This window comes from Streptomyces tamarix (assembly GCF_032423885.1).
In the GTDB taxonomy this organism is placed as follows: domain Bacteria; phylum Actinomycetota; class Actinomycetes; order Streptomycetales; family Streptomycetaceae; genus Streptomyces; species Streptomyces tamarix.
Window position 1 is genome coordinate 40,612 of the sequence record NZ_JAWCTQ010000024.1, and the last position, 23,716, is coordinate 64,327.

The following is a 23,716-nucleotide window of genomic DNA, read 5'->3' on the forward strand; positions in this document are numbered from 1 at the left end:
AGCGCGGTGGACCCGCCGGTGCCCCCGGGTCGGCCGCCCGCGGCCGTGACGGCGGTGGGCGTGACGACGGTGGCCGTGACGGCGGCAAGCGGAGCACTCCCGGGGCGCGGCTCCCGGCGTACGGGCCCGCACGGCCCGGCCGGGGAGCGGCGTGGCGGGACCGGCCCGTACGGACGATCCGGGTGCCCGGCCTGTTCGGCTGAGCCCGGCGGGTCCGGCAGCCCGGCGGAGCCGGCAGGACCAGCAGTCCTGCGGGAACGGCAGGACCAGCAGTTCTGCGGGAACAGCAGACCTACGGGACCGGCAGACGTACGGGACCGGCAAACCGGCGGGAACGACAGACCGGCGAATCCGGTAGGACCGGCAGTCCCGCGGGACCAGCGGGACCCGCAGGTCCGGTGGGACCGACGAGACCGGCAGTCCTGCGGATCCGGGGCAGGACCGGTGGGACCGGCAGATCCGCGGATCCGGCAGCCCGGGCGGGGCCGACAGACCAGCGGATCCGCGGGTCCGGCGGGGTCCGCGTGGGTCAGATCGTGAACGGGCGCTGCGCGAGGAACGACTCGGCCGGCCGCCCGGACACGTACAGGTTGGGGCTCTGGCTGGCGGGCATGCGGCGGGTGATCGCGCGGTGGAAGGCCCGGTGGCCGCCGCGGAAGGCACCCCTGTCCCAGACCTCCAGCAGCGTCCCGGTGAACCTGCCGTTCACCCGCCCGTCCGCGGCGAGCTGGTTGTCCTGACAGGCGGAGACGAGCAGGGCGTCGGCGGGACGCCCGTCCGCTCGCAGCTCCCGCTGGAGCTCGCCGAAGAACTCCCTGTCGCGCTGGTACAGGGCGCCCTGCCGGGCGACGGGCATGAGGCGGGACACCGTCTCGATCTCGTCCGGGTCCGCCGTGCCGAACTGCTCGCGCAGCGCCTCCGGGGTGAGCAGGTCGCGGACCTCGATGCCGCTGCCGCTGTGGCAGCAGTCGAGCAGGACCAGGATGCGCACGCCCTCGGCGAAGCGGGCGAGTTCGCGGTTCAACTCGTCGTCGAGGTACTGCCGGTCGTACAGCACGAGGGTCTCGTCGAGGGCGTCCGGCTCGTCCTCGCCGGCGGTCTCGTCCGGGACCTGGCCGCCGTGGCCGGAGTACGTGAGGAGGAAGGCGTCCCCCTCGCGGAGGCGGGCCGCCGCGGCGCGCAGGGCGGCGGTGACGCCGTCGACGGTGGCCTCGCCGGTGAACAGGACGGTGTCGGCGTAACCGGCGTCGCGGGCGAGGGCGGCCATGTCGCGGGCGTCGTTCTCGCAGGCGAGGAGGTGGCCGTTCCAGCCGTCGTAGCGGTCGGGGTCGACCGTGTTGAGTCCGATGTGCAGGGAAAGGCCGGTGGCACCCATGGAGGTCTCCTAGCGCGGGCGGCTGCGGGGTCGGTCACATCCCTTCCGTGCCCGGCTCCCGGGCGAACCGCAGGGGGGCGACCGGGCGGGGAAATCCGCCTGAACGGGTCCGTCCGCCCGGCCCGCGCGCCGCCGGGCCCGTGCCCCGGCGCCCTCCCTGCGCTGATGGGGTGGCGTGGCCCGCCGCGCCGTTGGGGGGCCGCCCCCGCGCGGTACCAGTCAGATCATGATCTCTTCCGACGGTTCGGAAGGCCCGGGCGGCTCCCTGGCCGGCCGCGACGGCTACGACGAGGGCTTCCTCGGCCCCGCCGTACCGCTGCCGCGCCCCACCGCGCCCCGCGTCGAGACGGTCGTCCTGCCGTACACGCACTTCAGCGTGGTGCTGCGCCCCGACCGGCGCCTCGCGGCAGCCACCGCCGTGTGCGTCGACGGCGAGCACCTGGTCGAGGACGTGCCGCGCACCGACGCCTGGCGGTACGACCCGCGGGTGGCACAGGACTGGCAGGCCGGGCCCGAGGTGTACCGGGACAACTCCCTGGACCGGGGCCACCTGGTGCGCCGCCTCGACCCGGTGTGGGGGACGGCGGCGGTGGCGGCGCGCGCGGACGGCGACACGTTCCACTACACGAACGCCGCCCCGCAGGCCGACGTGTTCAACCAGGGCAAGCAGGTCTGGCAGGGCCTGGAGAACTACCTGCTGGACCACGCCGCCCGCTACGACCGCCGGCTGACCGTTCTCACCGGTCCCGTCCTGCACGACGCCGACCCGCCGTACCGGGGTGTGCAGGTGCCGCTGCGGTTCTGGAAGGTCGCCGCGTTCCTCCACGACGGGGCGCTCGCGGCGACGGCGTACGTCCTCGACCAGAGCCCCGACCTGACGCGCGACGCCGACCGGGCGCTCGCCGGGGCCGTGCCGGGCGCGCCGCCGCCGCTGGGCGCGTTCCGCACGTACCAGGTGCCGGTGGCGGACGTGGTGCTGCTGACCGGCCTGGACCTGGGGCCGCTGCCGGCCGCCGACCTGATGCCCCCGGCGCGCGCTCCGGAGGCCCGGTGGCGGCGTCTGGAGGCGCCCGACGAGACCGCCTTGGACATCTGACGGGGCTGGGACATCCGACAGGGAGGGAGGCCCGATGCGGCCCCGGATCGTGTACGTCCACGGCAGCGGCCCCAAGCCGCGCGCCGGACTGCTCAGGGCGCAGTGGGACCGGGCGCTGTTCGGGCACGAGGCGGAGGGCACGTCGTACCTGGCGTACTGGGCGCCGCTGCTCCACCCTGAGCCGCTGCCCGACCGCGTGCCGGACCCGCTGGAGGGGCGACCGGGGGCGGTCGCGGAAGCGGAGACCGAGGGGGCCGAGGAGCCCGTGGGGCCCCGGGAAGGGGCGGAGGAGGCCGTGGGGCCGCTGCCGGAGGACCCGGCCCGGTTCGTGGCGCGGACGGCGGCCGGGGCCGCGCGGGTCCGCTCCGGCGCGGAGGGCGGGGGCGGCGGGGACGGGCCGCTCGACGGGTGGCTGCGCGACATGGCGTACTTCGCCGAGGCGCTCGCCCTGGCCGAGGAGCCCCGCCCGGGTCCGGGCGAGGAGCCGCTGCCGAAGGCGCTGCCGCTCCCCCGGCCCGCCCGTACGGCGCTGTTCCGGCTGCTGGTGAAGCACGTCTTCGAGGACGTCCACGCCTACTTCCTCACCGGTGCCGGGCCGGCGGTGCGGCAGGTCGTGTCGGACACGCTGGACGCCGCCGAGGAGGCCCGGGAGGCGGACGGCGGCGGCCCCCTCGTCGTGGTCGGGCACGGCCTGGGCGGCGTCGTCGCGTACGAGGTGCTGGCCTCCCGGGGCCGGGCGGTCGACCTGTTCGTGACGCTCGGCTCGCCGCTCGGGGTCGCCGAGGTGCAGGGCCGCCTCGCCGCACCGCCCGTGGTGCCGTCCGGTACGGCGCTGTGGCTGAACGCCTCCGACGCGCGCGACGTCGTGGCGCTCGACCACACGCTGCGCCCCGACTACGCCCCGCCGGGCCGCGTCACGGACCTGCTGGTCACCAACGCGAGCGCCGACCACCACGGGGTCGGCGAGTACCTGTCGAACCCGCTGGTGCGGGAGCCGGTGCGCCGGGTGTTCAGCCGGATTGCATGACCCCGTACCGGGTGTGACGATGACGGGAGAGGGCCGAAGGGGGGCTCGGGCGGACCGGGAGGGCGACCGGTACGACGGCGACGACCGGGCAGGTGCTCAACCATGCCGTTGGAGACCCCCGAGTGGGACAAGGTCACCGAGTGGGTGCGGGAGTACCTGCTGGACTCCACCGACCCGTACGTCCAACTGCGGCACGCCGGATTCGCCCCCGAGTTCATCGGCGGCCTCCCGCTGACCGCCGTCAGCTCCCACAACGCGCGCGCCCTCGTCCAGGCGTCGCGCAGGACCATCGACGGACAGGTGCGGCTCCTGCGGGCGCTGGTCCTCAACGACCGGCTGCGGGTCCTGCCGTACGTCAGGGACGCCGAGGAGTACCTGGCGCGGCTGGAGCGGGACGCCGAGGCGCACACCTCGCAGGACGTGTTCCGCACGCAGGTGCTGCGCGGCGGCGCGGAGGTGTTCCTCGACCGGGAGGACCTGCGCGAGACGCTGCGCGCGTTCGTGGCTGACGGCCACAAGTCGGTGCTGCTGGTCGACGGCGAACCGCACAGCGGCCGCTCGTACACGTACGCGTTCATCCGGCACGTCGCCCAGCACCAGGGGTTCCGCCCGGCGCGGGTGCTGCTGGACCCGACCACGACGGCCACCAAGGTCGTGCGGCGTCTCGCCGCGTTCGTCTCGGACCCGCGCGCGGGGGTGGTGCCGCCCGTCGCGACGGACCTCGACGACCCGCTTCCGGCGCTCGAGGAGGCGGTGCACTGGGTGGTCGTCCAGGCGACCGGCGCCGAGGACCTGTTCTGGTTCGTGCTGGACGACTGCGACCGGCTCGACCCGGGCTCCGACGTGTGGGACCTGATCAGCCGGCTCGCCCTCGCCATCTACGAGCACCAGCCCGTACGCGGTGCCCAGGCGCCGCGCCTGGTGCTCCTCGGCTACGGGGAGGCGATGCGGCAGTTGCCGTACGAGCTGCGGCACAGCCTGTGCCGGGACCGGGCGCGGAGTGCCGGGCCGGACGACGTGCGGGCCTTCTTCGAGCGGTACGTCCGCGAACAACCGCCCCCGTCGCTGGCCGCGCTGGCGGCGGAGGAGCGGGAGGCGGCGCTCGCCGGGCTGGTCGACGTGGCCGTGGAGGAGGTCCTCGCGGCGGCCGGTGACGCGGACGGCGACGCGCCGGGCGGCCCGGGCGCGGGCGGTCCCGGTGGTCGCGGTGGCCCTGCCGGACCCGGTAGCCCCGACGGCCCCCACGGTCCCTACGGCCCTGCTGGTCCTGGCAGCTCTGGCAGTCCCTACGGCCCTGCTGACCCCAACAGTCCCTACGGTCCCTGTAGCCCCTACGGCCCCGGCGGGGAGTGTTACATGCGGCGGCTGGGCACCGCGGTGGAGGGAGCGGTCCGTGTCTACCGTGCCCTCCGCTGAGGCCCCCGGCGCCGCCGCGCTGTGCGAACTGTTCCGGACCCGGCTGCGGCAGGAACTGCGGCAGGAGCTGCGGCACGCCGGCGCCGGGCCGCCCGGCGCCGTGCCGGACGCGAGGTGCGGCTACCGCCGGGCGGCCTGCCTGCTCACCTCGTTCGACCCGCGGGAGCTGCGGCTGCCCGGGGAGTCCGCGCCGACGGGACGGGCGGTGATGGAGCTGGCCGCGGACTGCGCGGCGACCGGCGCGGCCGACCGCACGGAGTGGACGCTGAAGCCCGAGGTGCGGGAGGAGACGCTGCGCGCCCTGCCCGGCCCCGGGGAGGCGCTGCGCGCCCTGGAGGCCAACCTCGGCGCGGTGCCCGGGGGGCCGGGGCCCGAGCGGGTGTGCCTCGCGGTGCTGCGCGGGCAGGCGCCCGGGACGGCGGGCGCGGGGCCGGACGAGCTGTCCGACGTGCTCCAGGCCGTGCTGTGGCTGTCGCTGGTGCCGGGGGTGACGGGGCTGCCGGACGCCCGCGCCGTCCGGGGCGAGCTGGAACTGGCCCGGCTGCTCCAGCCGTTGGAGCGCCTGGTGCGGGTGCCGTTCGTGGGCCGGGAGGCGGAGCTGGCGGAGCTGCGCGACTACGTCCACGCGCCGGGGCCCCCGCCCGGCGCGGGCCCGACCGTACCGGCGCCGCTGGTGGTGCACGGGCCGGGCGGCATGGGCAAGAGCACGCTCCTCGCCACCTTCCTGCTGGACAGCCTGCGCAGGGGGGCGGGGACCGGGGGCGGGGGCGACGGCGGGGGGAGGTTCCCGTTCCCCTTCGTGTACGTCGACTTCGAGCGGGCCACCCTGTCGGTGCACGAGCCGGTGACGCTGGTCGCGGAGATGGCCCGGCAACTGGGCGTCCAGTACCCGGCGTTCCGCGCCGAGCTGGACGCGCTGGCCGCCGGGTGCCAGGAGGAGGCGAGCGCGCAGCGGGCGGAGGAGGAGCGGGTCGTCGAGCTCAACCGGCTGGCGACCACGCGGGCGGGGGTCGGCCGGAGGACGTCGCAGCAGTTCCTGGCGGGGGCGAGCGAGCGGGAGAGCGCGCTGTCCCGGCAGGTCGGCGAGGTGCTGCGGCGGGCGGCGGGGGGCGCGCCGTTCGTCATGGTCGTCGACTCGTTCGAGGAGGCCCAGTACCGGGGCTCGCCGGCGCTGGGCCGGATGTGGGCGGTGTTCCTGGCGCTGACGGAGGCGTACCCGCGGGTGCGGGCCGTCGTGTCGGGTAGGTCGCCGGTCGGGCACCCGGCGGTCGGCGTGCGGTCGGTGGAGATCGAGCTGCGCGACCTGGGTCCGGAGGCGTCCGTGGCGCTGCTCGGGGCGTGCGGGGTGCGGGACCCGGAGCTGGCGCGGGTGCTGGCCGAACGGGTCGGCGGGCATCCGCTCAGCCTGCGGCTGGCGGCGCGGGCGGCGGCGCTGGCCGGGTCGGGCACGGCGGGCGTGCGGGAGCTGATCGGCAGTCTGCCGGCGCGGCGCCGGGACTTCTTCCGCCGCGTCGACCAACTGCTCGTCCAGGGCACCCTGTACGAGCGGATCCTCCAGCACATCCCCGACCCGGACGTGCGGCGCCTGGCCCACGCCGGGCTGGTACTGCGGCTGATCACGCCGGACGTCGTCCGGGAGGTGCTGGCCGAGCCGTGCGGGGTGGCCGTGGCGGGGGCGGAGGAGGCGCGGCGGCTGTTCGGCGCGCTGTCCCGGCTGGACCTGGTCGAACCGTGGGGGCCGCAGGCGGTGCGGGTGCGGGCGGACGTACGGGCGATCATGCTGCGGCTGGTCGCGGGCGACCCGGCGTCGCCGGCGCGGGAGGTGGAGCGGCGGGCCGTGGCGTACTACGCGGCGCGGGAGGGCCCGGAGGCGCGCGCCGAGGAGATCTACCACCGGCTGCGGCTCAACGAGGACCCGCGCACCGTGGAGGAGCGGTGGCTGCCCGGGGTGGAGCGGCTGCTGGAGGGGGCGCAGGAGGAGATGAGCCCCCGGGCGGCGGCGCTGCTCAGCGCGCACCGGCGGCGCGGTGGGGCGTCGGACCTGGTGATGGCGGAGGCCGACCAGGAGGACTGGGAGCGGATCGTCGGCCACGAGGTGGAGGACCTGCTGGCGCAGGGGTTCACCGAGGAGGCGCTGGCCCGGCTGGCCGAGCGGCGCCCGTGGACGCCGTGCAGCGCCCTGCACCCGCTGCTGGTGGAGGCCCTGGACCGGTCGGGGCGAAGGGCGGAGGCGCGGCGGGCGGCGTCCGACGCGGTCGACGCCGCGCGGGAGGCGGGGTGCGGGGAGCGGCAGTTGGAGCTGCTGCTGCTGTCGGCGCGGCTCGCGGAGGAGGACGGCGACCCGGACAGCGCCGACCGGGAGCTGCGGCTCGCGGAGGACGTGGCGATCGGCCTGGGCCAGGACCTGGAGGCGATGGGCACGCTGCTGGCCAGGGCGCGGCTCGCGGCGGGGGCGCACGTGCCCGACCGGGACGTGGACACGCGGCTCGCGCGGCGGCTGCGGCAGGTCCCGGACGAGGTGCTGGCCGGCCAGCCGTCGCTGGTACGGGCCGCGGCCTCCCAGGTGTACACGCTGGACGCGCGGGCGCTGGACCACGCGCTGGAGCTGGTGGGGCTGCCGGAGGGCGACGAGGTGCTGGAGGTGCTGGGCACGGGGCTGCGGCGGGCGGTGCGGGCGGACCCGCTGCTGCTGCGGCCGCTGATGGACATCCTGTGCTCGGCGGCCGGCGCGCGGGACGCCCCCGCCCGGCCCGCTGCCGCCGGAGCCCCGCCGTCGCCGCCGCCGTCGGACGTCACGGACATCCTGCGGCTCGTACGGGACCGGGGCACGCTCGACGAGCTGGTGCGGCGGCTGCTGGTGCTGCGGGACGGGAGCGGGCAGATCGCGGCGAGCGTGGCCGCCGCCCTGCGCGGCGGCGGGGAAGGCGGTGGTCCGCCGTGACCGGCGGGCCGGGCGCGGCGGGCGTGACGGGCTACCTGCCGCAGGAGGAGATCCTCGCCGTGCGGGACGCGGCCCTGGACGCGGGCCTCGCCGATCCGGCGGTGCGGCCGCTGCTGTTCGACGGAATCATGCCCCGGTACCGGGCGACGCTGCCGCTGCTGGCGGCGCCGGGACTGCAGGTGCAGTCGGACCTGGTGGAGATGAACCGCGTCGAACGGCTCGTCGACGGGTCGGTGCCCCTGGAGACGTGGCTGCGCAACGCGGTCGCGCAGACCGCGGCGGCGGCGCCGGCCGCCGTGTTCCAGCGGGCCCTGGACGACGTGGCGCGGAACGCGGGCGGGGAGCCGGACGTCCTCGCGGGCCGGCCGGTGCCGGAGCTCAAGGAGGAGATCGTCCACCGGGACGACACGGTGCCGTTCGAGTTCCTGCGCGGCGGCGACGAGGCGGGCGCGGCGGTCGCGCGGATCAAGGTGCCGCCGTACGAGGGCGGGCAGCCCCTCCGGCCGAACGGCTTCCCCCACTCGGGCACCGCCTGGCTGGTCACCCCGGAGCTGGTCGTCACCAACCACCACGTCGTCAACGCGCGCACCGGGGTGGGCGGCAGGCGCGCCCTGGCCGGCCCGGAGGACCTGCTGCTCCAGGCGCGCGGGGCACGGGCCCGGTTCGACTACGAGAGCGACGACACCGAGACGGAGGAGGCCGCCGTACGGGAGCTGGCCGCCGCCGACGCGGAGCTGGACTACGCGGTGCTGCGGCTGGCGGCGCCGTCCGCGCGGCCGGTGCTGCGCCTGGCCGGGCGGACGCTGCGGGTCGCACCGGGCGACGTGGTGGCCGTCAACATCATCCAGCACCCGGGCGGCGCCCCGAAGCGGGTCGCGCTCCGCAACAACCTGGTGTTCGAGGCGGACGACCGCGACCTGCGCTACTTCACGGACACGCGCGGCGGCTCGTCGGGAGCGCCGGTCCTGACGGACGACTGGCGCGTCGTGGCGCTGCACCGGGGCGCGCGGCGCGTCGAGAACGTGTCGTTCCAGGGCCGCAGGACGGCGTTCGTGAACGTCGGTACGCAGTTCACCGCCGTCATGGCCCACCTCGCGGCCCGCGCCCCGCAGGTGCACGCCGAGATCGAGGCGGCTCAGTCCGGCGCGGCCGGACCGCCCGTCTGAGAGGAGGAACACATGGTCAGCCGGAGCAGGTCGCCGGTCGCGGCCGGCCCCCAGGAGATCTTCACCGATCTGCGGGCCGTCGCCGACCGGGTACGGGAAGGGCTGACGCGGGAGGTCCCCGAGTCGGCGTACGAACCGCCCGCCGATCAGGCCCCGGGCGAGGAGATCGCCCGGTTCGCCGAACAGGAGCGGGCCCGGGTGCTGGAGGCGGGGGCGCGCGGGCTGGAGAAGCTGGCGGCGGGCCGCGACGACGAGGTCGGCGACGACGAGTCGTTCGGGATGGAGGCGATCGTCCTGTTGGAGGGCCGGCCCGCGATCCTCGTGCAGGACGCGGACTTCCCGCCGCAGGAGGGCGACTGGGCGGTGCTGAACGCCCAGCGGGCCGCGATCCGGGAGACCCTGTCCCGGGTGGGCCGGGTCGACGTGTCCGGGCACGTCAGCCTCGACTGGGTGGGCACGGCGTTCCTGGTCGGCGCGGACGTGGTGATGACCAACCGCCACGTCGCGCTGGAGTTCGCGCGGGACGACGGCGCGGCGGAGTGGACGTTCCAGCCGGGGCTCGACGCGGTGCTGGACCCGACCCGCGAGTACGGCGCGCTGCCGGGCGCGGGCGGGCTGACGTACGCGGTGACGGAGGTCGTCGGCGTCCACCGGGACGTCGACATGGCGCTGCTGCGGATCGCCCCCGCGCCGGGCGGGCAGCCGCTGCCGACGCCGCTGGCCGTGGCGGCGGACGCCCCCGCCGACCTGCCGGGCCACCCGGTGTACGTGGTGGGGCACCCGGCGTGGGACGGGCGGCGCAACGAGCCCGAGGCGATGCGCCGGATCTTCATGGACGTCTACAACGTGAAGCGGCTCCAGCCGGGCGCGGCCAACCGGCTGCTGCCGGAGCGGAACGTGCTGACGCACGACTGCTCGACGCTGGGCGGCAACAGCGGCTCCCCCGTCCTCGACCTGGCCGACCACCGCGTCCTGGGCCTCCACTTCGGCGGTCGGTACGGCTTCGGCAACTACGCGGTGCCCCTGTGGTCGATGCTGGACGACCCGCTGGTGCGGCGGGCGGAGCTGAACTTCGTCTGAGCTCCGCCCGGACGGGAGCGGACGGGGGCGCGCCCCGGGGCACGGCGGCTCCGGGGCGCGGGGGCGTGTGCGCCCGGTGGGACGAGGGACTCCGGTGGGGCGAGGGGCCCCGGTGGAAGGGGGAGTTCGGTGGCGCGAGGGGGTTCGGCAGGCGCGGGCGGGGGTCAGAGGCTCAGGCCGAAGAGGCGGGCGGCGTTGCGCCACAGCACCCGCTCCAACTCGTCCTCGGTGAAGTGCGCGTCACGGATCACGCCGAGCGAGACGCACGGGTCGACGAGGGTGGCGTCCGTCCCGAACAGGATGCGCTCCACCGGCACCCCGGCCTCGCGGGCGTACGCGACGCGGCCCGCGTCGGTGGCGGTGCGGCAGTGCTCCAGGTACAGCCGGTCGCAGGCGGCCGCGGCGTGCGCCGCCTCGCGCCAGGCGTCGCCGCCCGCGTGCCCCAGGATGACGCGCAGGCCGGGGCGGGCCTCGACCAGCTCCGGCAGGAGGGTGACCTCGGTGCCCCAGGTGTGCAGGAGGAGCGGTACGCCCGCCTCGGCGACCACGTCGAAGGCGGCGGCCATCTCGGGCGAGCCGGGCAGTCGACCCGGGTAGTGGGTGTGGATCTTCGCGCCGACGAACCGTCCGGTGTCGAGGCAGCGCCGCAGGTCGGCGGCGCTCTCCTCGATGCGGTTCGGGTTGACGACGGCGTAGCCGAGGAGGCGGGGCCGGGTCGCGAGGGCCTTGTACAGGGCGGCGTTGCCGGCGACCGCGTCGTACACGACGGCCTCGGACGCGGAGACGAGCTGCAGGTCGATGCCGTACCGGTCCATCTGGCGGAGGTTGGTGTCGGCGTCGCCGGAGGTCAGGTGGAACGGCCAGTGGCCCACGTGGGCGTGCACATCGATGATCGGCATCAGACGAGCAGCTCCTCGACGTTCTTCGTGGCGATCGCGGCGCGGTCGTCGGCGGAGATGTCGGCGTACCGCAGCTTCAGCGTCTGGGGCGAGATGTCCATGAAGGGCGTGCGCGAGCCGAAGACGAGGTGGCGGGCGCCCACGGACTCGACGACCCGCTCGATGGAGTCGGGTCCGGAGAGCATCCGGGTGGTGGCCCGGAAGCCGGGTTCGTCCCGGGCGAGGAGGAGGAAGTCGGCGAGGAGGTACGCGTGGAGGTCGAGGAACACGACGTCGGCGCCCCGGCCGGTGAGCGGCGGGCCGAAGCGGCGCGGGTCGCCGTCGTGGAGGAGGACCAGGCCGCGTTCGACGGCCAGCCGGACGACCCTGCGGTAACCGGGGAAGTCGGGTTCGGCGCCCTGGTCGACGGTGAACAGGCGCAGGAACCGGACGCCGGCGGCGGCCAGTTCGTCCAGGCGGGCCTCGGCGGTGAGGGCGTCGCGCACGTCGACCGTGCCGACGGGGCGGAGTTCGGGGCAGCCGGCGAGGTCGCGGAGCGTCTCGGCGTTGCCGCCCGCGTCGTCGAAGAGGGGGCCGCGCGTGGACAGCGCCAGCGCCCCGGCGACGGGTGACGCGGCGAGCCGGGCCCGCACCTCGGCCAGGGTCGTGTCGCGGTGGTGCCGGGGCCAGGGTCCGTACAGCACGTCGACGTCCCACCCGACGTGCTCCTCGGCCGTGGGCCGCAGCCACGCGTACCCGCTCACGCCTTCCCCCTCCCGTCGACTTGTGGACAGGGCCGAAACTAGAACGCGGAGGCGGCACCGTCAACGAGGCGTGGCCGCGCCCCGGCCGCCGCGCGCCCGGCACCGCCCCCGGCGCGGGAGCCACGCGCCCACCGGGGCCACGCCCTTCGGAGGTCACGCGCCCACCGGGGGCCGCGCCCGCCGGGGGGCCGTGGCACGGGAGGCGGACCGGTGCCGGCCGGGGCCGCCCGCGTGGGTGCGCCGGCCGCCGGCGAAGAGCGAGCCGCCCCAGGGCGCGGGCCCGGGGGCTCGCGGACCCTGCGCGTGGGGCCGCCCGGTACGACGACGGCCCGACCCGGTGATCAGGGCCCGCGGACCCTGCGCACGGGACCGTCCGCGGGGTCCCCGCCCCTCCCGGCCCCGCGGGCGGGCCCGGTGCCGGACCCGTCCGGTGAACGGGTCGCGGTCCGTGGCGCCTCCTGCCCCGTGCCGCTGCCGCGTGCCATGCCGCCGGTGCCCGTTCCGGCCTCCCCTTCGGGACGGGACCCCACGTTTGGCCCGGCGGGGCGGGAGCACCCGTCCCGGGTGACCCGAGGGTCCCGGGTGTCCCGGCCGGAGGAGGGAGGCCGTCGTGATCCTGGAAGAGGTCGTCCTGCCCGCGACGGACGGTTCCGCGCTCCGCGGCGACCTGGCGCTGCCCGCCTCGGTGCCGCTGATGGTGGTGTTCGCGCACGGCAGCGGGAGCTCCCGGCACAGCCCGCGCAACCAGGCCGTGGCCGGGGCGCTGCGGAAGGCGGGCATGGGCACGTTGCTGATGGACCTGCTCACGGAGCGGGAGGAGCGGCACGACCTGCTGACCGCCGAGTACCGGTTCGACGTCGACCTGCTGGCGTCGCGGGTCGTGTCCGCGGTCGACTGGCTCGCCGACGAGCCGGTGACGCGGTCGCTGGGGGTGGGGCTGTTCGGGGCGAGTACGGGAGCGGCGGCGGCGCTGCGGGGGGCGGCGGAACGCCCCGCGCGGGTGCGGTCGGTGGTGTCGCGCGGCGGGCGCCCGGACCTGGTGGGGGGCGCGCTGGCGCGGGTGGCGGCACCGGTCCTGCTGATCGTCGGCGGGGAGGACCCCGAGGTGCTGCGGCTGAACCGCGAGGCGGCCGGGCGGCTGGAGGCGCCGCACCGGGTGGAGGTCGTGCCCGGGGCCGGCCACCTCTTCGAGGAGCCGGGCGCGCTGGAGCACGTGGTCCGCGCCGCGCGGGAGTGGTTCCTGCGGCCGGGTGGCGAGGGGTTCGACGCGGGCGACGGGCAGCCGTGAGGCCGGGTGGCGGCCGGCCGGACGGCCGCCGCGGCGAGGAGGTCGTGATGGAGCTGCGGTTCGAGGACCGGCGGGACGCGGGGCGCCGGCTCGGTGAGCGGGTACGGGCGCGGGCGGCCGAGCAGCAGTGGCCCGACCCGGTCGTACTGGCCCTGCCGCGGGGCGGTGTCCCGGTCGGCGCGGAGGTGGCGCGGGCGCTCGGGGCGCCGCTGGACGTGCTGGTCGTGCGGAAGATCGGGCTGCCCGGCCGGTCGGAGGTCGGGATCGGGGCGATCGCCGGGGAGGCGCCGCCCCTCTTCGACGAGCGGGCGCTGGCGATGCTCGGCATCACCCCGGACGAGTTGGGCGCCGACGTGGCCCGGGAACGCGCCGAGCTGCACCGGCGGGAGGCCCTGTACCGGCGCGGCGCCCCGGGACCGGACCTGCGGGGCCGGACGGCCGTCCTGGTCGACGACGGCCTGGCGACGGGCGTCACGGCCCGCGCGGCGGCGCGGCTGCTGCGGGGCGAGGAGCCCGCGCGGCTGGTGCTGGCCGTCCCCGTGGGCGACCGTCGGGCCGCGGCGGGGCTGCGTCCGGAGGTGGACGACCTGGTCTGCCTCTCCGAACCGGCGGACTTCCGCGCGGTGGGCCTCTGGTACGGGGACTTCGACCAGGTGCCGGACGACGAGGTGCTCCGGGTGCTGGCCGCCCTGTCCGCCCCGGACCGCCTCCGCCCCACCCGCCACCGCTGAACCCGGCCCGGGGCGTCGGCCGGTCCCGGGACCACCGGAGCGGACTTCACCGCCCGCGGGAACCGGGCGCTTCCTCCGCGGTGGGGGCCGAAGCGGCGGGGTGGCCGTCGCCGCGGCCGGGTCCGGTCACGTCGTGTAGTCCGCGTTGACGCGGACGTAGCCGGCGGACAGGTCGCAGCCGTAGACCGTGGCTTCGGCGTCTCCCAGGCCCAGTGTGACGACGATGTCGACCTCGTCCCGGCGCATGAGGTCGACGAGCCGGTCGAGGGTGTCGGCCTCGGGCTCCTCGGGGTACACCTCGATGTCGCCGAACCGCACGGTGACGCGGTCCGGCGCGATGTCCGTGTCGTCGGTGTTCTTGCCGAGGGCCATCAGCACCCGGCCCCAGTTGGGGTCGGCGCCGTGGACGGCGGTCTTGACTAGGGGGGAGTTCACCACGCTCTTGGCGATGCGTTTCGCCTGTCCGTGGTCGCCGGCCTGGCCGACGGTGACGCGCAGGAGCTTGGTGGCGCCTTCGCCGTCACCGGCCATCTGCTGGGTGAGGTCCAGACACAGGTCGGTGAGGACCTCGGAGAACCGCGCCGGATCGACCGGTCCCGCGGCACCGTTGGCGATGACCGCCACGGTGTCGGAGGTCGAGGTGTCCGTGTCGACGCTCAGGCAGTTGAACGTGCGGTCCACCGCTGCGCGCAACGCCCCGTCCAGGTCGGCCGGGGACAGCTCCGCGTCGGTGAACACGTAGGCCAGCATCGTGGCCATATCGGGTTCCAGCATGCCGACCCCCTTGGCGACGCCGACGACGCGGGCCTGCCCGACGGTCCGCACGGCGGTCTTCGGGCGGGTGTCGGTGGTCATCATCGCGCGGGCCACGTCCAGCGGTCCTGCCGTGAACGCGGCGAGGCCGCGCCGGGCCGTCCCGTCGAAGTGCGCACGGATGGTTCCCATCGGCAGGGGGCGTCCGATGACGCCGGTGGAGCCGATGAGCACCTCGCCCTCCGGGATGTCCAGGATCCCGGCGACGCGGCGGACGACTTCGGCGGCGTTCTCCTCGCCCTGGCGCCCGGTGGCGACGTTCGCGTTCTGCGCCAGCGTCGTCACCGCACGCAGGTTCCGCCCCGCGGCATGCGCGCGGCTGAGGAGTACGGCCGGGCCCGCGAAGAGGCTCCGGGTGAACATCGCGGCGCTGGTGGCCGGGCGTTCCGATGCGACGATCGAGATGTCGTCGCCGTGTTCGCGCAGTCCGCCGTGTCCCGTGTAGGCGCGGAAGCCCATGGGCCACGCCACGGGGTCGGAATCCCGAGTCAATGCATGATCATGCGTCATACGGCATATATTTGCAGTCTGGTGAGAGGCTGTCCATCCGTTTTCGAGCGCCGCCCCGGCCCCGTCCCGCCCCGCCGCACGGCCCGGGTCGACCGGTTCACCACCCGCTTGCGATCGGTTGTCGCCGTTCACGGGGTCGCCCCCCGCGAGCTCCGGCCCGTCGGTGCGTCAGGCAGCGGACGGGCCGTCCTGCTGCTCCCTCCGTCGGATCGCCGCCAGCGGAGGGAGGACCGCCCGGCTCTCCCGCTGGAACGCGCGGGAGAAGTCGCCCATCATCGCGGCGACCGGCGCGTGTCGGACGAGGAGCGCCGCGACCGACGCCGGAACCCCCTCGGGGAAGACCCCTCGGGCGCAGGCGCGCACGAACGCTTCGCGCTCCTCCGGTTCGTGTCCGTACAGGGCAAAGACGAGCCAGTTCACCAGGTGCGTGGTCGTGTGGTGCCGGTCGTAGGCACGGTGCCGGTCGAAGAAGTCGGCCTCGTCCCGGGCGAGCTCGAAGCGGGAGGAGAGCGCGAGGCCGTAGTCGGTGAAGAAGATCTGCCGGCCGTTGGTCAGGATGTTCTCGAAGTGGGCGTCGAAGTGCAGCAGTCCGCGGGCGTTCATGAACGAGACGCCCGCTTCCAGCTCGCTGTCCACCATGGCGCAGGCCCGCTCGGCCGCCTCGCCACCGGCCCCGATCTCGGCGCGCAACCAGTCGTGCAGGTTCTGCGGGACGTACTCCAGGAACAGTACGAGGCTCGCCGTGGACCGTTGGAGGGCCTCGATCCGGCGGCGCACCCCTGAACCGCCTCCCCAGTGGGCGACGGCCCGGTCCACATCGGCCAGTTCCTCGGGAAGCGGCCGGCCGGAGTCCGGCATCACCCGCCAGTGGTGCATCAGGGGGAAGCCCCCGTAGTCCCCCGCGACCACCCAGTTCGTCGTCATGGTGTGCGCGGCCAGCTCCCGCCAGGCCCCGAACCCCGGGCTGCCGACGGTGCCGATGCCGTAGTGGCAGAAGGCCGGGAGGTCGAAGAGGTTCGCGGTGGAGCGAACGTGCTCCGGCCGTCGCTCCAGATCGGTCAGCCGCACCTGTTTGACGAAGACCGGGGTTCCCTCGACCTCCAGCAGGACCGTCTCCCCTCCGATGCCCGACCCGAGCCGTGTGCCGGCGTCCACCAACTCGCGCAGTCCGCGGTCGCTGCACAGCGCCAGCGACGTGGAAACGGCGCCGTGGGCGGCCAGACGGGCACCGCGGGACGTGTCGGGGATCTCCATCTGTGCCTCCAGCCGCGCCCCGCCCCTTGTGCCGCGGCGTCAGCGGACACCGGGACGGGGACCCGAACCACCCTCCCACGCCGAAGCCGGCGCCGGAGCCGGTGCGGTGCGGCGCAACCCGACTGCCTCCGGCGGCTGTTGCAGCAGGGGGACGGTGGCCGGAGGGTACGCCGAGGCTCCCGCTCGCCTGGTCACCCGTGCCGTCCGCCGTGGGCCACGAGCGCCACCGGCCGCCCCGCCGGTCCGCTGCGACGCCACCTGACGGCGATACGGCCCGGGTCGCGGATCCCGCCGTCCGGAGGATCGCAGTGATCGCCCCGGCCGTGCCGCGCCACGCCCGGCGCCCGGCCGACGCGGTCGGCGGCGACGACGTGTCCGCATCCGCCGTCTGCCGTCTGCCGTCCGCCGCCGGCGCGACGAGCCGCTCGTCCCGCTCGCCGCGCGGACGACGACGTACGCGGCCCTGTCGTCGTCACCGGTTCCGCAGCCGGCCGTCCACAGCCGGCGCGAGCGCTCCGAGAACCAGGCGCCCCGGCCCTTTGGCCTGCGGTTCCACGGTGGCGCGGGCGCACGGCCCCTGCCGGGCTCCCGAGTCGGCCCGTGGTCCCCGCGCGGCCTTCGCGGGTCCGCGCGGCCCCGGTGCCCACGCGGTGGCCGCACCCGCTCCCGGCCGGGTCCGTGACGGGGCCGCGGACCCGACCTCACGGGTCAATACACCTAGCCCTGCGGGGGCGGCTCGTGCGGCGGCACCGTCACGGCGGTGACCGCGAGGGCCCCGTCGACGGCCCACCGTCCGGTGAACCCCTCCGCCGGCACCCGCGGGTCGTGCGCCAGGAGCCGCGCCGCGAACGTCCCGTCGGCCGCGAAGACCAGCTCGGCCTCGTCGTGGCCCAGCCAGCGGCGGGTCAGCGGGAACCACGCCTTGTACACCGATTCCTTCGCACTGAACAGCAGCCGGTCCCAGTGGACGCCGGGCCGTACCCGGGCCAGCTCCGCGAGGTGCTCCCGCTCGCCCTCCGACGCGACCAGGCCCAGGACGCCGTCCGGCAGCGGCAGGTGCTCCTCGGCGTCGATCCCGAGGGACCGCAGGTCGGTGTCGCGCGCCACGGCCGCCGCCCGATAGCCCTGGCAGTGCGTCATGCTGCCGACGATCCCGTCCGGCCACACCGGCGCCCCGCGCTCACCGCGCGGTATCGGTACGGGTCCGATGCCCAGCCCGGCGAGGGCCCGCCGCGCGCACCACCGGGCGGTGGTGAACTCCCGGCGCCGCTTGTCCACCGCGCGGCTCACCTCCTCGGCCTCCGTGCCGAGCAGCGGCAGGTCGGGCGGGTCGTGGAAGGCCTCGGCGACGGACACCCCGGACGGCAGCAGCAGGTCGATCACAGACGTTCGTCCCCCCATGGCACGGCGGTGGCGCCCCGGCGGGGCGCCTTCGCACACGGACACGCGTACCGATTGTTCAGATCATTATCTGAACGGATGAAAACACTGGGCGTCTTGCGGTGGCGCCCCCCGGTGATGGAAGGGATCACGCGGCAGTGACCCCACCACCCCCAGGGAGTGAACCATGCTGTGCGAGCAGGGAAGAAGACCCGGCCGCCGGGGCGTCCTCGCCGTCTGCGTCCAGATCGTCGCCGCGGCCGCCCTGATCGGTTCCGCCGCGCCCGGCGCCGGGGCGGCCGACACCGGGGCGACCGACGCGCGGACGTGCTTCGGCGCTGCGGCCACCACCCCCGGCACCACGGGCACGCCCGGTGACGACGTGATCGTCGGCACACCGGGCGCGGACGTGATCGACGGCGGCGGGGGCGACGACGTGGTCTGCGGCGGAGGCGGCGACGACCGCCTCACCGGCGGCACGGGCGACGACCGGCTGTTCGGCGACGCCGGGGACGACCGGCTGGACGGCGGTGCGGGCCACGACGTCCTGGTCGGCGACCACGGGGCGAGGGCCGGCGACACGACCGGTCCGGCCGGCGCCGACCGGCTGGACGGCGGCCCGGGCGTGGACACGGTGGTGGGCGACGCCTACGCCCCGCAGGGCACCGCCTCCGGCGCCTCCCCCGACGTGCTCCTCGGCGGCCCGGACGACGACTCGCTGGTCGGTGACAGCCGCGGCGAGCACGCGGCCGGCGGCGGCGACGACATCCTGGAGGGCGGGGAGGGCCACGACAGCCTCGTCGGTGACGCGCTCGGCGTGTACGGGGCGTCCGGGGCCGGCGACGACGTCCTGCGGGAGGGGCCCGGCGAGTTCGGTGACGCGACCGGGGACAGCGCCGCCCAGGCGGGGGGCGCCCGGGGCGCGGGCGGTGACGACTTCATCGACCTGGGCGAGGACGGCGGCTTCGGCGCGTGGGGCGACCACAACGCGCCCACCGGCACGGCGGTCGGCTCCGGCGACGACCGGATCCTGGGCGGCTCGGCGGCCGAGTACGTCCTCGCCGGGGACAGCGCCTTCGGCGACCCCGCCGGCGCGACGGGCGGGAAGGACCTGGTGCAGGGCCGCGGCGGCGACGACCGGCTGTTCGGCGACAACGTCGACGGCGCCACCTTCGCGTCGGCCGCCGCGGGCGGCTCGGCCGACCGCATCGAGGGCGGTGCGGGGGACGACCTGCTGCGCGGCGGCCCCGCCGACGACCGCCAGGACGGCGCGGTCGGCAGGGACGACTGCGACGGCGAGGCCGGCGCCGACACCGAGATCGCCTGCGAGACCTGACGCGCCGGGACCGGACGCGCGCCGGCCGTGCCGGGGCCGGACACACGCCGGACGCGCCGGGACCGGCCGTGCGCCCGTCGGCACGGGAACCGGCCCGGACGGCCCGGACGGCCCGAACCGCTCGACCGGGCCTGCCCGGACCGGGCGGCCCGAGCCGAACCGGCCGGTCCGGGCAGCCCCGGCCGGGCGGCGCCGCCGCGGTACGGTCCGCCCCGGGGCCCGCGTCGCGTCAGGTGATGTTCTTCTTCGCGGCCTCCGACCCCAGTTCCGTCTCGCCCTCCTCGGCGCTCCGCTCGCCCTCCGCCTGGGACGGGGTCGACCGGGCCACGTCGGGGTGCTCCTCGGCACCGGGATCCCGCTCCCGCTCGCCCTCCGCCTGGGACGGGGTGGGGTAGCCCCACGGGTCGCTCGTGCGGTCGCTGCTCATGTCTCGCCTCCGGGAATTCGCCGGGTTCCACCCGCCCCGGCACGGGGCGGCGGAGGCACGGGTACCCGGGCCGGCGGCTTCCCCACCCCCTCACCTCCGGTCACTTCCGCCCCTCACCCCGGGCCGCTTCCGCGCCCGCCGCCCCGGATCACCTCCGCGCGGCGATCAGCCGCCGGTACCAGTGGTAGCTGTCCTTCGGGGTGCGCCGCTGCGTCGCGTAGTCCACGTGGACGATGCCGAAGCGCTTGCTGTAGCCGTGGGCCCATTCGAAGTTGTCGAGGAGCGACCACACGTAGTAGCCGCGCACGTCGACGCCGTCCGCGAGGGCGGCGGCCACGGCGCGCAGGTGCCCGTCGAGGTAGGAGATCCGGTCGGTGTCGTGCACCGTGCCGTCGGGGGCGGGCTCGTCGTGCTCGGCCGATCCGTTCTCGGTGATGTGGATCGGCGGGAGGGCGTCGCCGTAGCGGTCCCGCAGGGAGACCAGCAGCGCGTGCAGGGTGTGCGGGGCGACGGGCCAGTCCATGGCGGTGTGGCGGACGCCCGGCATGCCGACGGCGGCGAACCGGTTGTCGTCGGCGGTGCGCAGCCGCGGGTCCGGCTCGCGGTGGGGGGCGTCGCGGACGACGGCCGGCGTGTAGTAGTTGATGCCGAGGAAGTCCATCGGCGCGGAGATCAGTTCGAGGTCGCCGGGGCGGCGGAACGTCTGCCGGGTGATCAGCTCGCCCCAGGTGTCCTCCTCGGACTCCGGGTAACGGCCCGCCAGCAGGGGCTCGGTCCAGACGAGGTTGCGCTGCGTCTCGGCGCGCAGGGCGGCGGCGGTGTCCTCGGGGCCGGGGGTCGCGGGGGTGACGTGGTCGGGGTTGAGGGTGATCCCGGCCTCCCGCACGCCGGCGGCGCGCAGGGCGCCCATGGCGTGGCCGTGCCCGACGAGCAGGTGGTGGGCGGCGGCGAGGGCGGGGGTGCCCTCGCGGGCCCCGGGGGCGTGGTGGCCGTTGGCGTAGCCGAGGAAGGCGCTGCACCACGGTTCGTTGAGGGTGATCCAGCGGGGCACGCGGTCCGCGAGGGCCTCCGCGACCACGGAGGCGTACTCCGCGAACCGCAGCGCCGTGTCCCGGTTCCGCCAGCCGCCCCGGTCCTCCAGGGCCTGGGGCAGGTCCCAGTGGTAGAGGGTGACGGCCGGTTCGACACCGGCCTCCAGGAGGCGGTCGACGAGGCGCGCGTAGAAGTCGAGCCCGGCGGGGTTGGCGGGGCCCGTGCCGGTCGGCTGGACGCGGGGCCAGGCGATGGAGAAGCGGTACGAGTCGACGCCCAGCTCCTTGAGCAGGGCGATGTCCTCGGCGTGGCGGTGGTAGTGGTCGCAGGCGGTGTCACCGGAGTCGCCGCCGTCGACGCGGCCGGGGAGCCGCACGAAGGTGTCCCAGATGGAGTCCCCGCGCCCGCCCTCGCGGACGGCGCCCTCGATCTGGTACGCGGCGGTCGCGGCGCCGAAGACGAAGTGGCGGGGGAAGGAGGGGAAGTCGGTCATCGGGGTGTCGGTGCCCTTCGAGCGGTGGGGACGGCCCTCCGATACTGAACCGATCAAGTGGCGTCGTAAAGGGTGGTCCGACCCATGGGAGAGGGATTTACTAAACCTATGCTGAACTCCGCCGACCGGCTAGACAACGTTGTCACCTTCCAGGCACAGTGATCCCTCGCGGGGCGCCCGGCCCCGCGCTACCCGTGACGAAAGGCTGACGCGATGGTGTACGGGGCTCTGGACATCGGCGGTACGAAGATCGCCGGGGCGCTCGTCGACCCGGAGGGCCGTCTCGTGGCCCGGGCGCAGCGGCCGACGCCCGCCCGCGAGCCGGCCGAGGCGCTGATGGGAGCCGTCACCGCCGTCCTGGACGAGCTCTCCGCGCACCCGGCCTGGGCGTCCCTGGACCGCGTGGGGATCGCCTGCGCGGGCCCGGTCGACACGGCCGCCGGGACCGTCAGCCCGGTCAACATCGCCGGGTGGCGCGCGTTCCCGCTGGTCGAGCGGGTGCGGACCCATCCGCGGATGCCCGCCGGCATACGGCCGGTGCTGGTCGGCGACGCGGTCGCCATGACCGCCGCCGAGCACTGGATGGGCGCGGCGCGGGGCAGGGACAACGCGCTGTGCATGGTGGTGTCCACGGGCGTCGGCGGCGGGCTCGTCCTCGACGGGCGGCTGCACACCGGCCCCTCGGGCAACGCCGGGCACATCGGCCACATCTCCGTGGACCTCGACGGCGATCCGTGCCCGTGCGGCGCGCGCGGGTGCGTGGAGGGCCTGGCGAGCGGTACGGCGATCGCCGCCCGCGCCCTGGCCGCCGGGTGGACGCCTCCCCCGGGCACCGCGGCGACCGCCGCCGCCGTCGCGGACGCCGCCCGCGCGGGCGACGCGACGGCCCGGGCCGCGTACGACCGGGCCGCGCAGGCCCTGGCCGCCGGGATCGCGGCGACCATCACCCTCGTCGAGCTGGACGTGGTGGTCATCGGCGGGGGCGTGGCGCAGGCCGGTGACACGCTGTTCGCCCCGCTGCGGCGGTGGCTGGACGCGTACGCGGTGCTGGGCTTCGCGCGCGGCGTGCCGGTCGTCCCCGCGGAACTGGCCCTCGACGCCGGGCTCATCGGCGCGGCGGCCGCGGCGGCCCGCACCGGATCCGTCCCCGCGCCGCGCGTACCGGCGGGCTGACCGCGCCCGCCGGCGGGCCGGCCCCCGGCCCGCCCTGCCCGTAGTTCCCCGTCTCCCCCCTCCCTCCCGCCGCCCCGGGTGGCACGTCCCTCGGCCGGCCGGTCGAAAGGAACCCACCCGTGGACCTCCTCAGCAACACCGTCCGCCCCTACGCCTGGGGCTCCCCCACCGCGCTGCCCGAACTGATGGGGACCGTCCCCGACGGCACGCCGCAGGCGGAGCTGTGGATGGGCGCCCACCCCGCGGCCCCCTCCCGGGTGTCGCGCGGGGGCCGCCCGTCGCCGCTCGACGAGGTCATCGCCGCCGACCCCGGTGCCGAGCTGGGCGACGCGACCGTGCGCCGGTTCGGGCCGCGGCTGCCGTTCCTGCTCAAGCTCCTCGCGGCCGACGCGCCCCTGTCGCTCCAGGTGCACCCCGACGCGGCGCAGGCGGCGGCCGGTTACGCGCGCGAGAACGCCGCCGGCGTCCCCCTCGACGCGCCGCACCGCACCTACCGGGACGCCCACCACAAGCCGGAGATGATCGTCGCGCTCAGCCCGTTCGAGGGCCTGTGCGGCTTCCGTCCGGCCCGCGAGTGCGCCGAGCTCCTCGACGCACTCGGGGTGGCCGGCCTCGCCCCGTACGCGCACGCCCTGCGCTCCGGCACCGAGGAGGACGCCCTGCGCGAGGTGTTCTCCGCGTTCCTCACCTCCCCCGACCCGGCCCTGCTCGCCGAGGTCACCCGCGCGCTGGGGCGCGTGGCGCGGGGCGGGGGCGCGTGGGGGCGGGAGTGCGCGGTCTACGAGGACGTGGCCCGCGTCCACCCCGGCGACCCGGGGGTGCTCGCCGCCCTGATGGTGCGGCAGGTCCGGCTCGCCCCCGGCGAGGCGCTGTTCCTGGGGGCGGGTGTGCCGCACGCGTACCTGCGGGGGCTCGGCGTGGAGGTCATGGCCGGCTCGGACAACGTGCTGCGCTGCGGGCTGACGACCAAGCACGTGGACGTGGAGGAGCTGTTGCGCGTGGTGCGCTTCGCCGCCGGGCCGACCGGCGCCGTGCGCCCGGTGGTCCTCGACGGGGGCGAGGAGGTCTACCCGGCGCCGGTCGGCGACTTCCGGCTGTCCCGGCTCCGGCCGGGCACGGCCCGCGCCGCGTACCACCTCGACGGGGCCGGCCCGCAGATCCTCGTGTGCACCCACGGCCGCGTCCGGCTGGCGGGCCGGGAGGGCGAACTCGCCCTCGGGCCGGGCGCCTCGGCGTACGTCCCGGCCGGCGAGGAGATCGAGGTGACCGGGGACGGAACGGTCTTCAGGGCCACCGCCACGGCGGGATGAAACACCCCGACCGGACATCCGGAACACCTCCGCAAGGTGAACGACAACTAAACTTAACCGGTTTCGCCCCAACGGTTGTCCCGGTCGTGACTGCGTTCTAGCCTCTCTTCCAGTCGCCGGTCGGACCATGAACCACCGTCGGTCACACGCCCTTTACCCGGGGCGCGTGCCGCGTTCCCCGCCGGCGCCCGCTCCCCCGCTGTCCGGTCTTGGAGCCGCAATCTCG

19 protein-coding genes are annotated in these 23,716 nt (G+C 76.2%); 11 read left to right on the forward strand and 8 right to left on the reverse strand.

The features are described from left to right. Positions 1-529: 529 nt before the first annotated feature. Positions 530-1,375 (reverse strand): caspase family protein, encoded by an 846-nt coding sequence (locus tag RND61_RS19375; RefSeq protein ID WP_315879265.1) that lies wholly within the window; start codon positions 1,373-1,375, stop codon positions 530-532. A 226-nt stretch (positions 1,376-1,601) separates the two neighbouring features. On the opposite strand from RND61_RS19375, the gene RND61_RS19380 reads away from it, so the two are divergent. From RND61_RS19380 to RND61_RS19405, 6 genes are all read left to right on the forward strand, one after another. Further along, positions 1,602-2,471 (forward strand): DNA/RNA non-specific endonuclease, encoded by an 870-nt coding sequence (locus RND61_RS19380; RefSeq protein ID WP_315879266.1) that lies wholly within the window; start codon positions 1,602-1,604, stop codon positions 2,469-2,471. Positions 2,472-2,505: 34 nt separating this feature from the next. Continuing rightward, on the forward strand, positions 2,506-3,498 hold the full coding sequence (locus RND61_RS19385) for a hypothetical protein (protein WP_315879267.1): 993 nt from the start codon (positions 2,506-2,508) through the stop codon (positions 3,496-3,498). A 102-nt stretch (positions 3,499-3,600) separates the two neighbouring features. Next, the gene (locus RND61_RS19390; protein WP_315879268.1) at positions 3,601-4,914 is read left to right on the forward strand and encodes a hypothetical protein; all 1,314 of its coding nucleotides are present in this window, start codon (positions 3,601-3,603) and stop codon (positions 4,912-4,914) included. Continuing rightward, positions 4,892-7,855, forward strand: a complete 2,964-nt coding sequence (locus RND61_RS19395) for an AAA family ATPase (RefSeq protein WP_315879269.1) — start codon at positions 4,892-4,894, stop codon at positions 7,853-7,855. The genes RND61_RS19390 and RND61_RS19395 overlap by 23 nt, the downstream gene beginning before the upstream one ends. Then, positions 7,852-9,021: a trypsin-like peptidase domain-containing protein gene (locus RND61_RS19400; protein ID WP_315879270.1), complete on the forward strand. Its 1,170-nt coding sequence runs from the start codon at positions 7,852-7,854 to the stop codon at positions 9,019-9,021. Before RND61_RS19395 ends, RND61_RS19400 begins: the two co-directional genes overlap by 4 nt. A gap of 12 nt (positions 9,022-9,033) precedes the next feature. Continuing rightward, positions 9,034-10,101 carry a trypsin-like serine peptidase gene (locus RND61_RS19405; protein ID WP_315879271.1) on the forward strand — a complete coding sequence of 356 codons (1,068 nt, stop codon included), beginning with the start codon at positions 9,034-9,036 and terminating at the stop codon, positions 10,099-10,101. A gap of 164 nt (positions 10,102-10,265) precedes the next feature. On the opposite strand, the gene RND61_RS19410 is transcribed toward RND61_RS19405, so the two are convergent. Beyond that, positions 10,266-11,000 carry an amidohydrolase family protein gene (locus RND61_RS19410; RefSeq protein ID WP_315879272.1) on the reverse strand — a complete coding sequence of 245 codons (735 nt, stop codon included), beginning with the start codon at positions 10,998-11,000 and terminating at the stop codon, positions 10,266-10,268. Continuing rightward, the gene (locus tag RND61_RS19415; protein WP_315879273.1) at positions 11,000-11,743 is read right to left on the reverse strand and encodes an amidohydrolase family protein; all 744 of its coding nucleotides are present in this window, start codon (positions 11,741-11,743) and stop codon (positions 11,000-11,002) included. The genes RND61_RS19410 and RND61_RS19415 overlap by 1 nt, the downstream gene beginning before the upstream one ends. Before the next feature lie 610 nt (positions 11,744-12,353). Between RND61_RS19415 and RND61_RS19420 the strand changes: the two genes are divergently transcribed. Continuing rightward, positions 12,354-13,031, forward strand: coding sequence for a dienelactone hydrolase family protein (locus RND61_RS19420; RefSeq protein WP_315879274.1), 678 nt, complete (start codon positions 12,354-12,356; stop codon positions 13,029-13,031). A gap of 53 nt (positions 13,032-13,084) precedes the next feature. Further along, the gene (locus RND61_RS19425; RefSeq protein ID WP_315879319.1) at positions 13,085-13,762 is read left to right on the forward strand and encodes a phosphoribosyltransferase; all 678 of its coding nucleotides are present in this window, start codon (positions 13,085-13,087) and stop codon (positions 13,760-13,762) included. Positions 13,763-13,888: 126 nt separating this feature from the next. On the opposite strand, the gene argJ is transcribed toward RND61_RS19425, so the two are convergent. From argJ to RND61_RS19440, 3 genes are all read right to left on the reverse strand, one after another. Beyond that, on the reverse strand, positions 13,889-15,085 hold the full coding sequence (gene argJ / locus RND61_RS19430; protein WP_391653755.1) for a bifunctional glutamate N-acetyltransferase/amino-acid acetyltransferase ArgJ: 1,197 nt from the start codon (positions 15,083-15,085) through the stop codon (positions 13,889-13,891). A gap of 168 nt (positions 15,086-15,253) precedes the next feature. Next, positions 15,254-16,339: a protein kinase family protein gene (locus RND61_RS19435; RefSeq protein WP_315879275.1), complete on the reverse strand. Its 1,086-nt coding sequence runs from the start codon at positions 16,337-16,339 to the stop codon at positions 15,254-15,256. 717 nt (positions 16,340-17,056) lie between these two features. After that, the gene (locus RND61_RS19440; RefSeq protein WP_315879321.1) at positions 17,057-17,722 is read right to left on the reverse strand and encodes a 4'-phosphopantetheinyl transferase family protein; all 666 of its coding nucleotides are present in this window, start codon (positions 17,720-17,722) and stop codon (positions 17,057-17,059) included. A gap of 184 nt (positions 17,723-17,906) precedes the next feature. Here RND61_RS19440 and RND61_RS19445 point away from each other — a divergent pair, with 184 nt between their 5' ends. Continuing rightward, positions 17,907-19,055, forward strand: coding sequence for a calcium-binding protein (locus RND61_RS19445; RefSeq protein WP_315879276.1), 1,149 nt, complete (start codon positions 17,907-17,909; stop codon positions 19,053-19,055). A 229-nt stretch (positions 19,056-19,284) separates the two neighbouring features. On the opposite strand, the gene RND61_RS19450 is transcribed toward RND61_RS19445, so the two are convergent. Continuing rightward, a complete protein-coding gene (locus tag RND61_RS19450; protein WP_315879277.1) occupies positions 19,285-19,482 on the reverse strand; it encodes a hypothetical protein in 198 nt (65 codons plus the stop codon). A gap of 148 nt (positions 19,483-19,630) precedes the next feature. Further along, a complete protein-coding gene (locus tag RND61_RS19455) occupies positions 19,631-21,007 on the reverse strand; it encodes a GH1 family beta-glucosidase (protein ID WP_315879278.1) in 1,377 nt (458 codons plus the stop codon). A 213-nt stretch (positions 21,008-21,220) separates the two neighbouring features. Between RND61_RS19455 and RND61_RS19460 the strand changes: the two genes are divergently transcribed. Together RND61_RS19460 and manA are read left to right on the forward strand one after the other, a co-directional pair. Further along, a complete protein-coding gene (locus RND61_RS19460) occupies positions 21,221-22,180 on the forward strand; it encodes an ROK family protein (RefSeq protein ID WP_315879279.1) in 960 nt (319 codons plus the stop codon). Between the two features lie 119 nt (positions 22,181-22,299). Continuing rightward, entirely contained in the window at positions 22,300-23,490 is a 1,191-nt protein-coding gene (gene manA, locus RND61_RS19465; protein ID WP_315879280.1) for a mannose-6-phosphate isomerase, class I, read from the forward strand. The last annotated feature ends 226 nt before the right edge of the window (positions 23,491-23,716 follow it).

What these genes read in the sequence shown, in the direction of transcription:
- argJ (WP_391653755.1), bottom strand. Translation starts at nt 15,085, where the DNA reads ATGACGCATGATCATGCATTGACTCGGGATTCCGACCCCGTGGCGTGG.
- RND61_RS19450 (WP_315879277.1), bottom strand. Translation starts at nt 19,482, where the DNA reads ATGAGCAGCGACCGCACGAGCGACCCGTGGGGCTACCCCACCCCGTCC.
- RND61_RS19455 (WP_315879278.1), bottom strand. Translation starts at nt 21,007, where the DNA reads ATGACCGACTTCCCCTCCTTCCCCCGCCACTTCGTCTTCGGCGCCGCG.
- RND61_RS19460 (WP_315879279.1), top strand. Translation starts at nt 21,221, where the DNA reads ATGGTGTACGGGGCTCTGGACATCGGCGGTACGAAGATCGCCGGGGCG.
- RND61_RS19380 (WP_315879266.1), top strand. Translation starts at nt 1,602, where the DNA reads ATGATCTCTTCCGACGGTTCGGAAGGCCCGGGCGGCTCCCTGGCCGGC.
- RND61_RS19435 (WP_315879275.1), bottom strand. Translation starts at nt 16,339, where the DNA reads ATGGAGATCCCCGACACGTCCCGCGGTGCCCGTCTGGCCGCCCACGGC.
- RND61_RS19385 (WP_315879267.1), top strand. Translation starts at nt 2,506, where the DNA reads ATGCGGCCCCGGATCGTGTACGTCCACGGCAGCGGCCCCAAGCCGCGC.
- RND61_RS19390 (WP_315879268.1), top strand. Translation starts at nt 3,601, where the DNA reads ATGCCGTTGGAGACCCCCGAGTGGGACAAGGTCACCGAGTGGGTGCGG.
- RND61_RS19405 (WP_315879271.1), top strand. Translation starts at nt 9,034, where the DNA reads ATGGTCAGCCGGAGCAGGTCGCCGGTCGCGGCCGGCCCCCAGGAGATC.
- RND61_RS19445 (WP_315879276.1), top strand. Translation starts at nt 17,907, where the DNA reads ATGCTGTGCGAGCAGGGAAGAAGACCCGGCCGCCGGGGCGTCCTCGCC.
- RND61_RS19375 (WP_315879265.1), bottom strand. Translation starts at nt 1,375, where the DNA reads ATGGGTGCCACCGGCCTTTCCCTGCACATCGGACTCAACACGGTCGAC.
- RND61_RS19410 (WP_315879272.1), bottom strand. Translation starts at nt 11,000, where the DNA reads ATGCCGATCATCGATGTGCACGCCCACGTGGGCCACTGGCCGTTCCAC.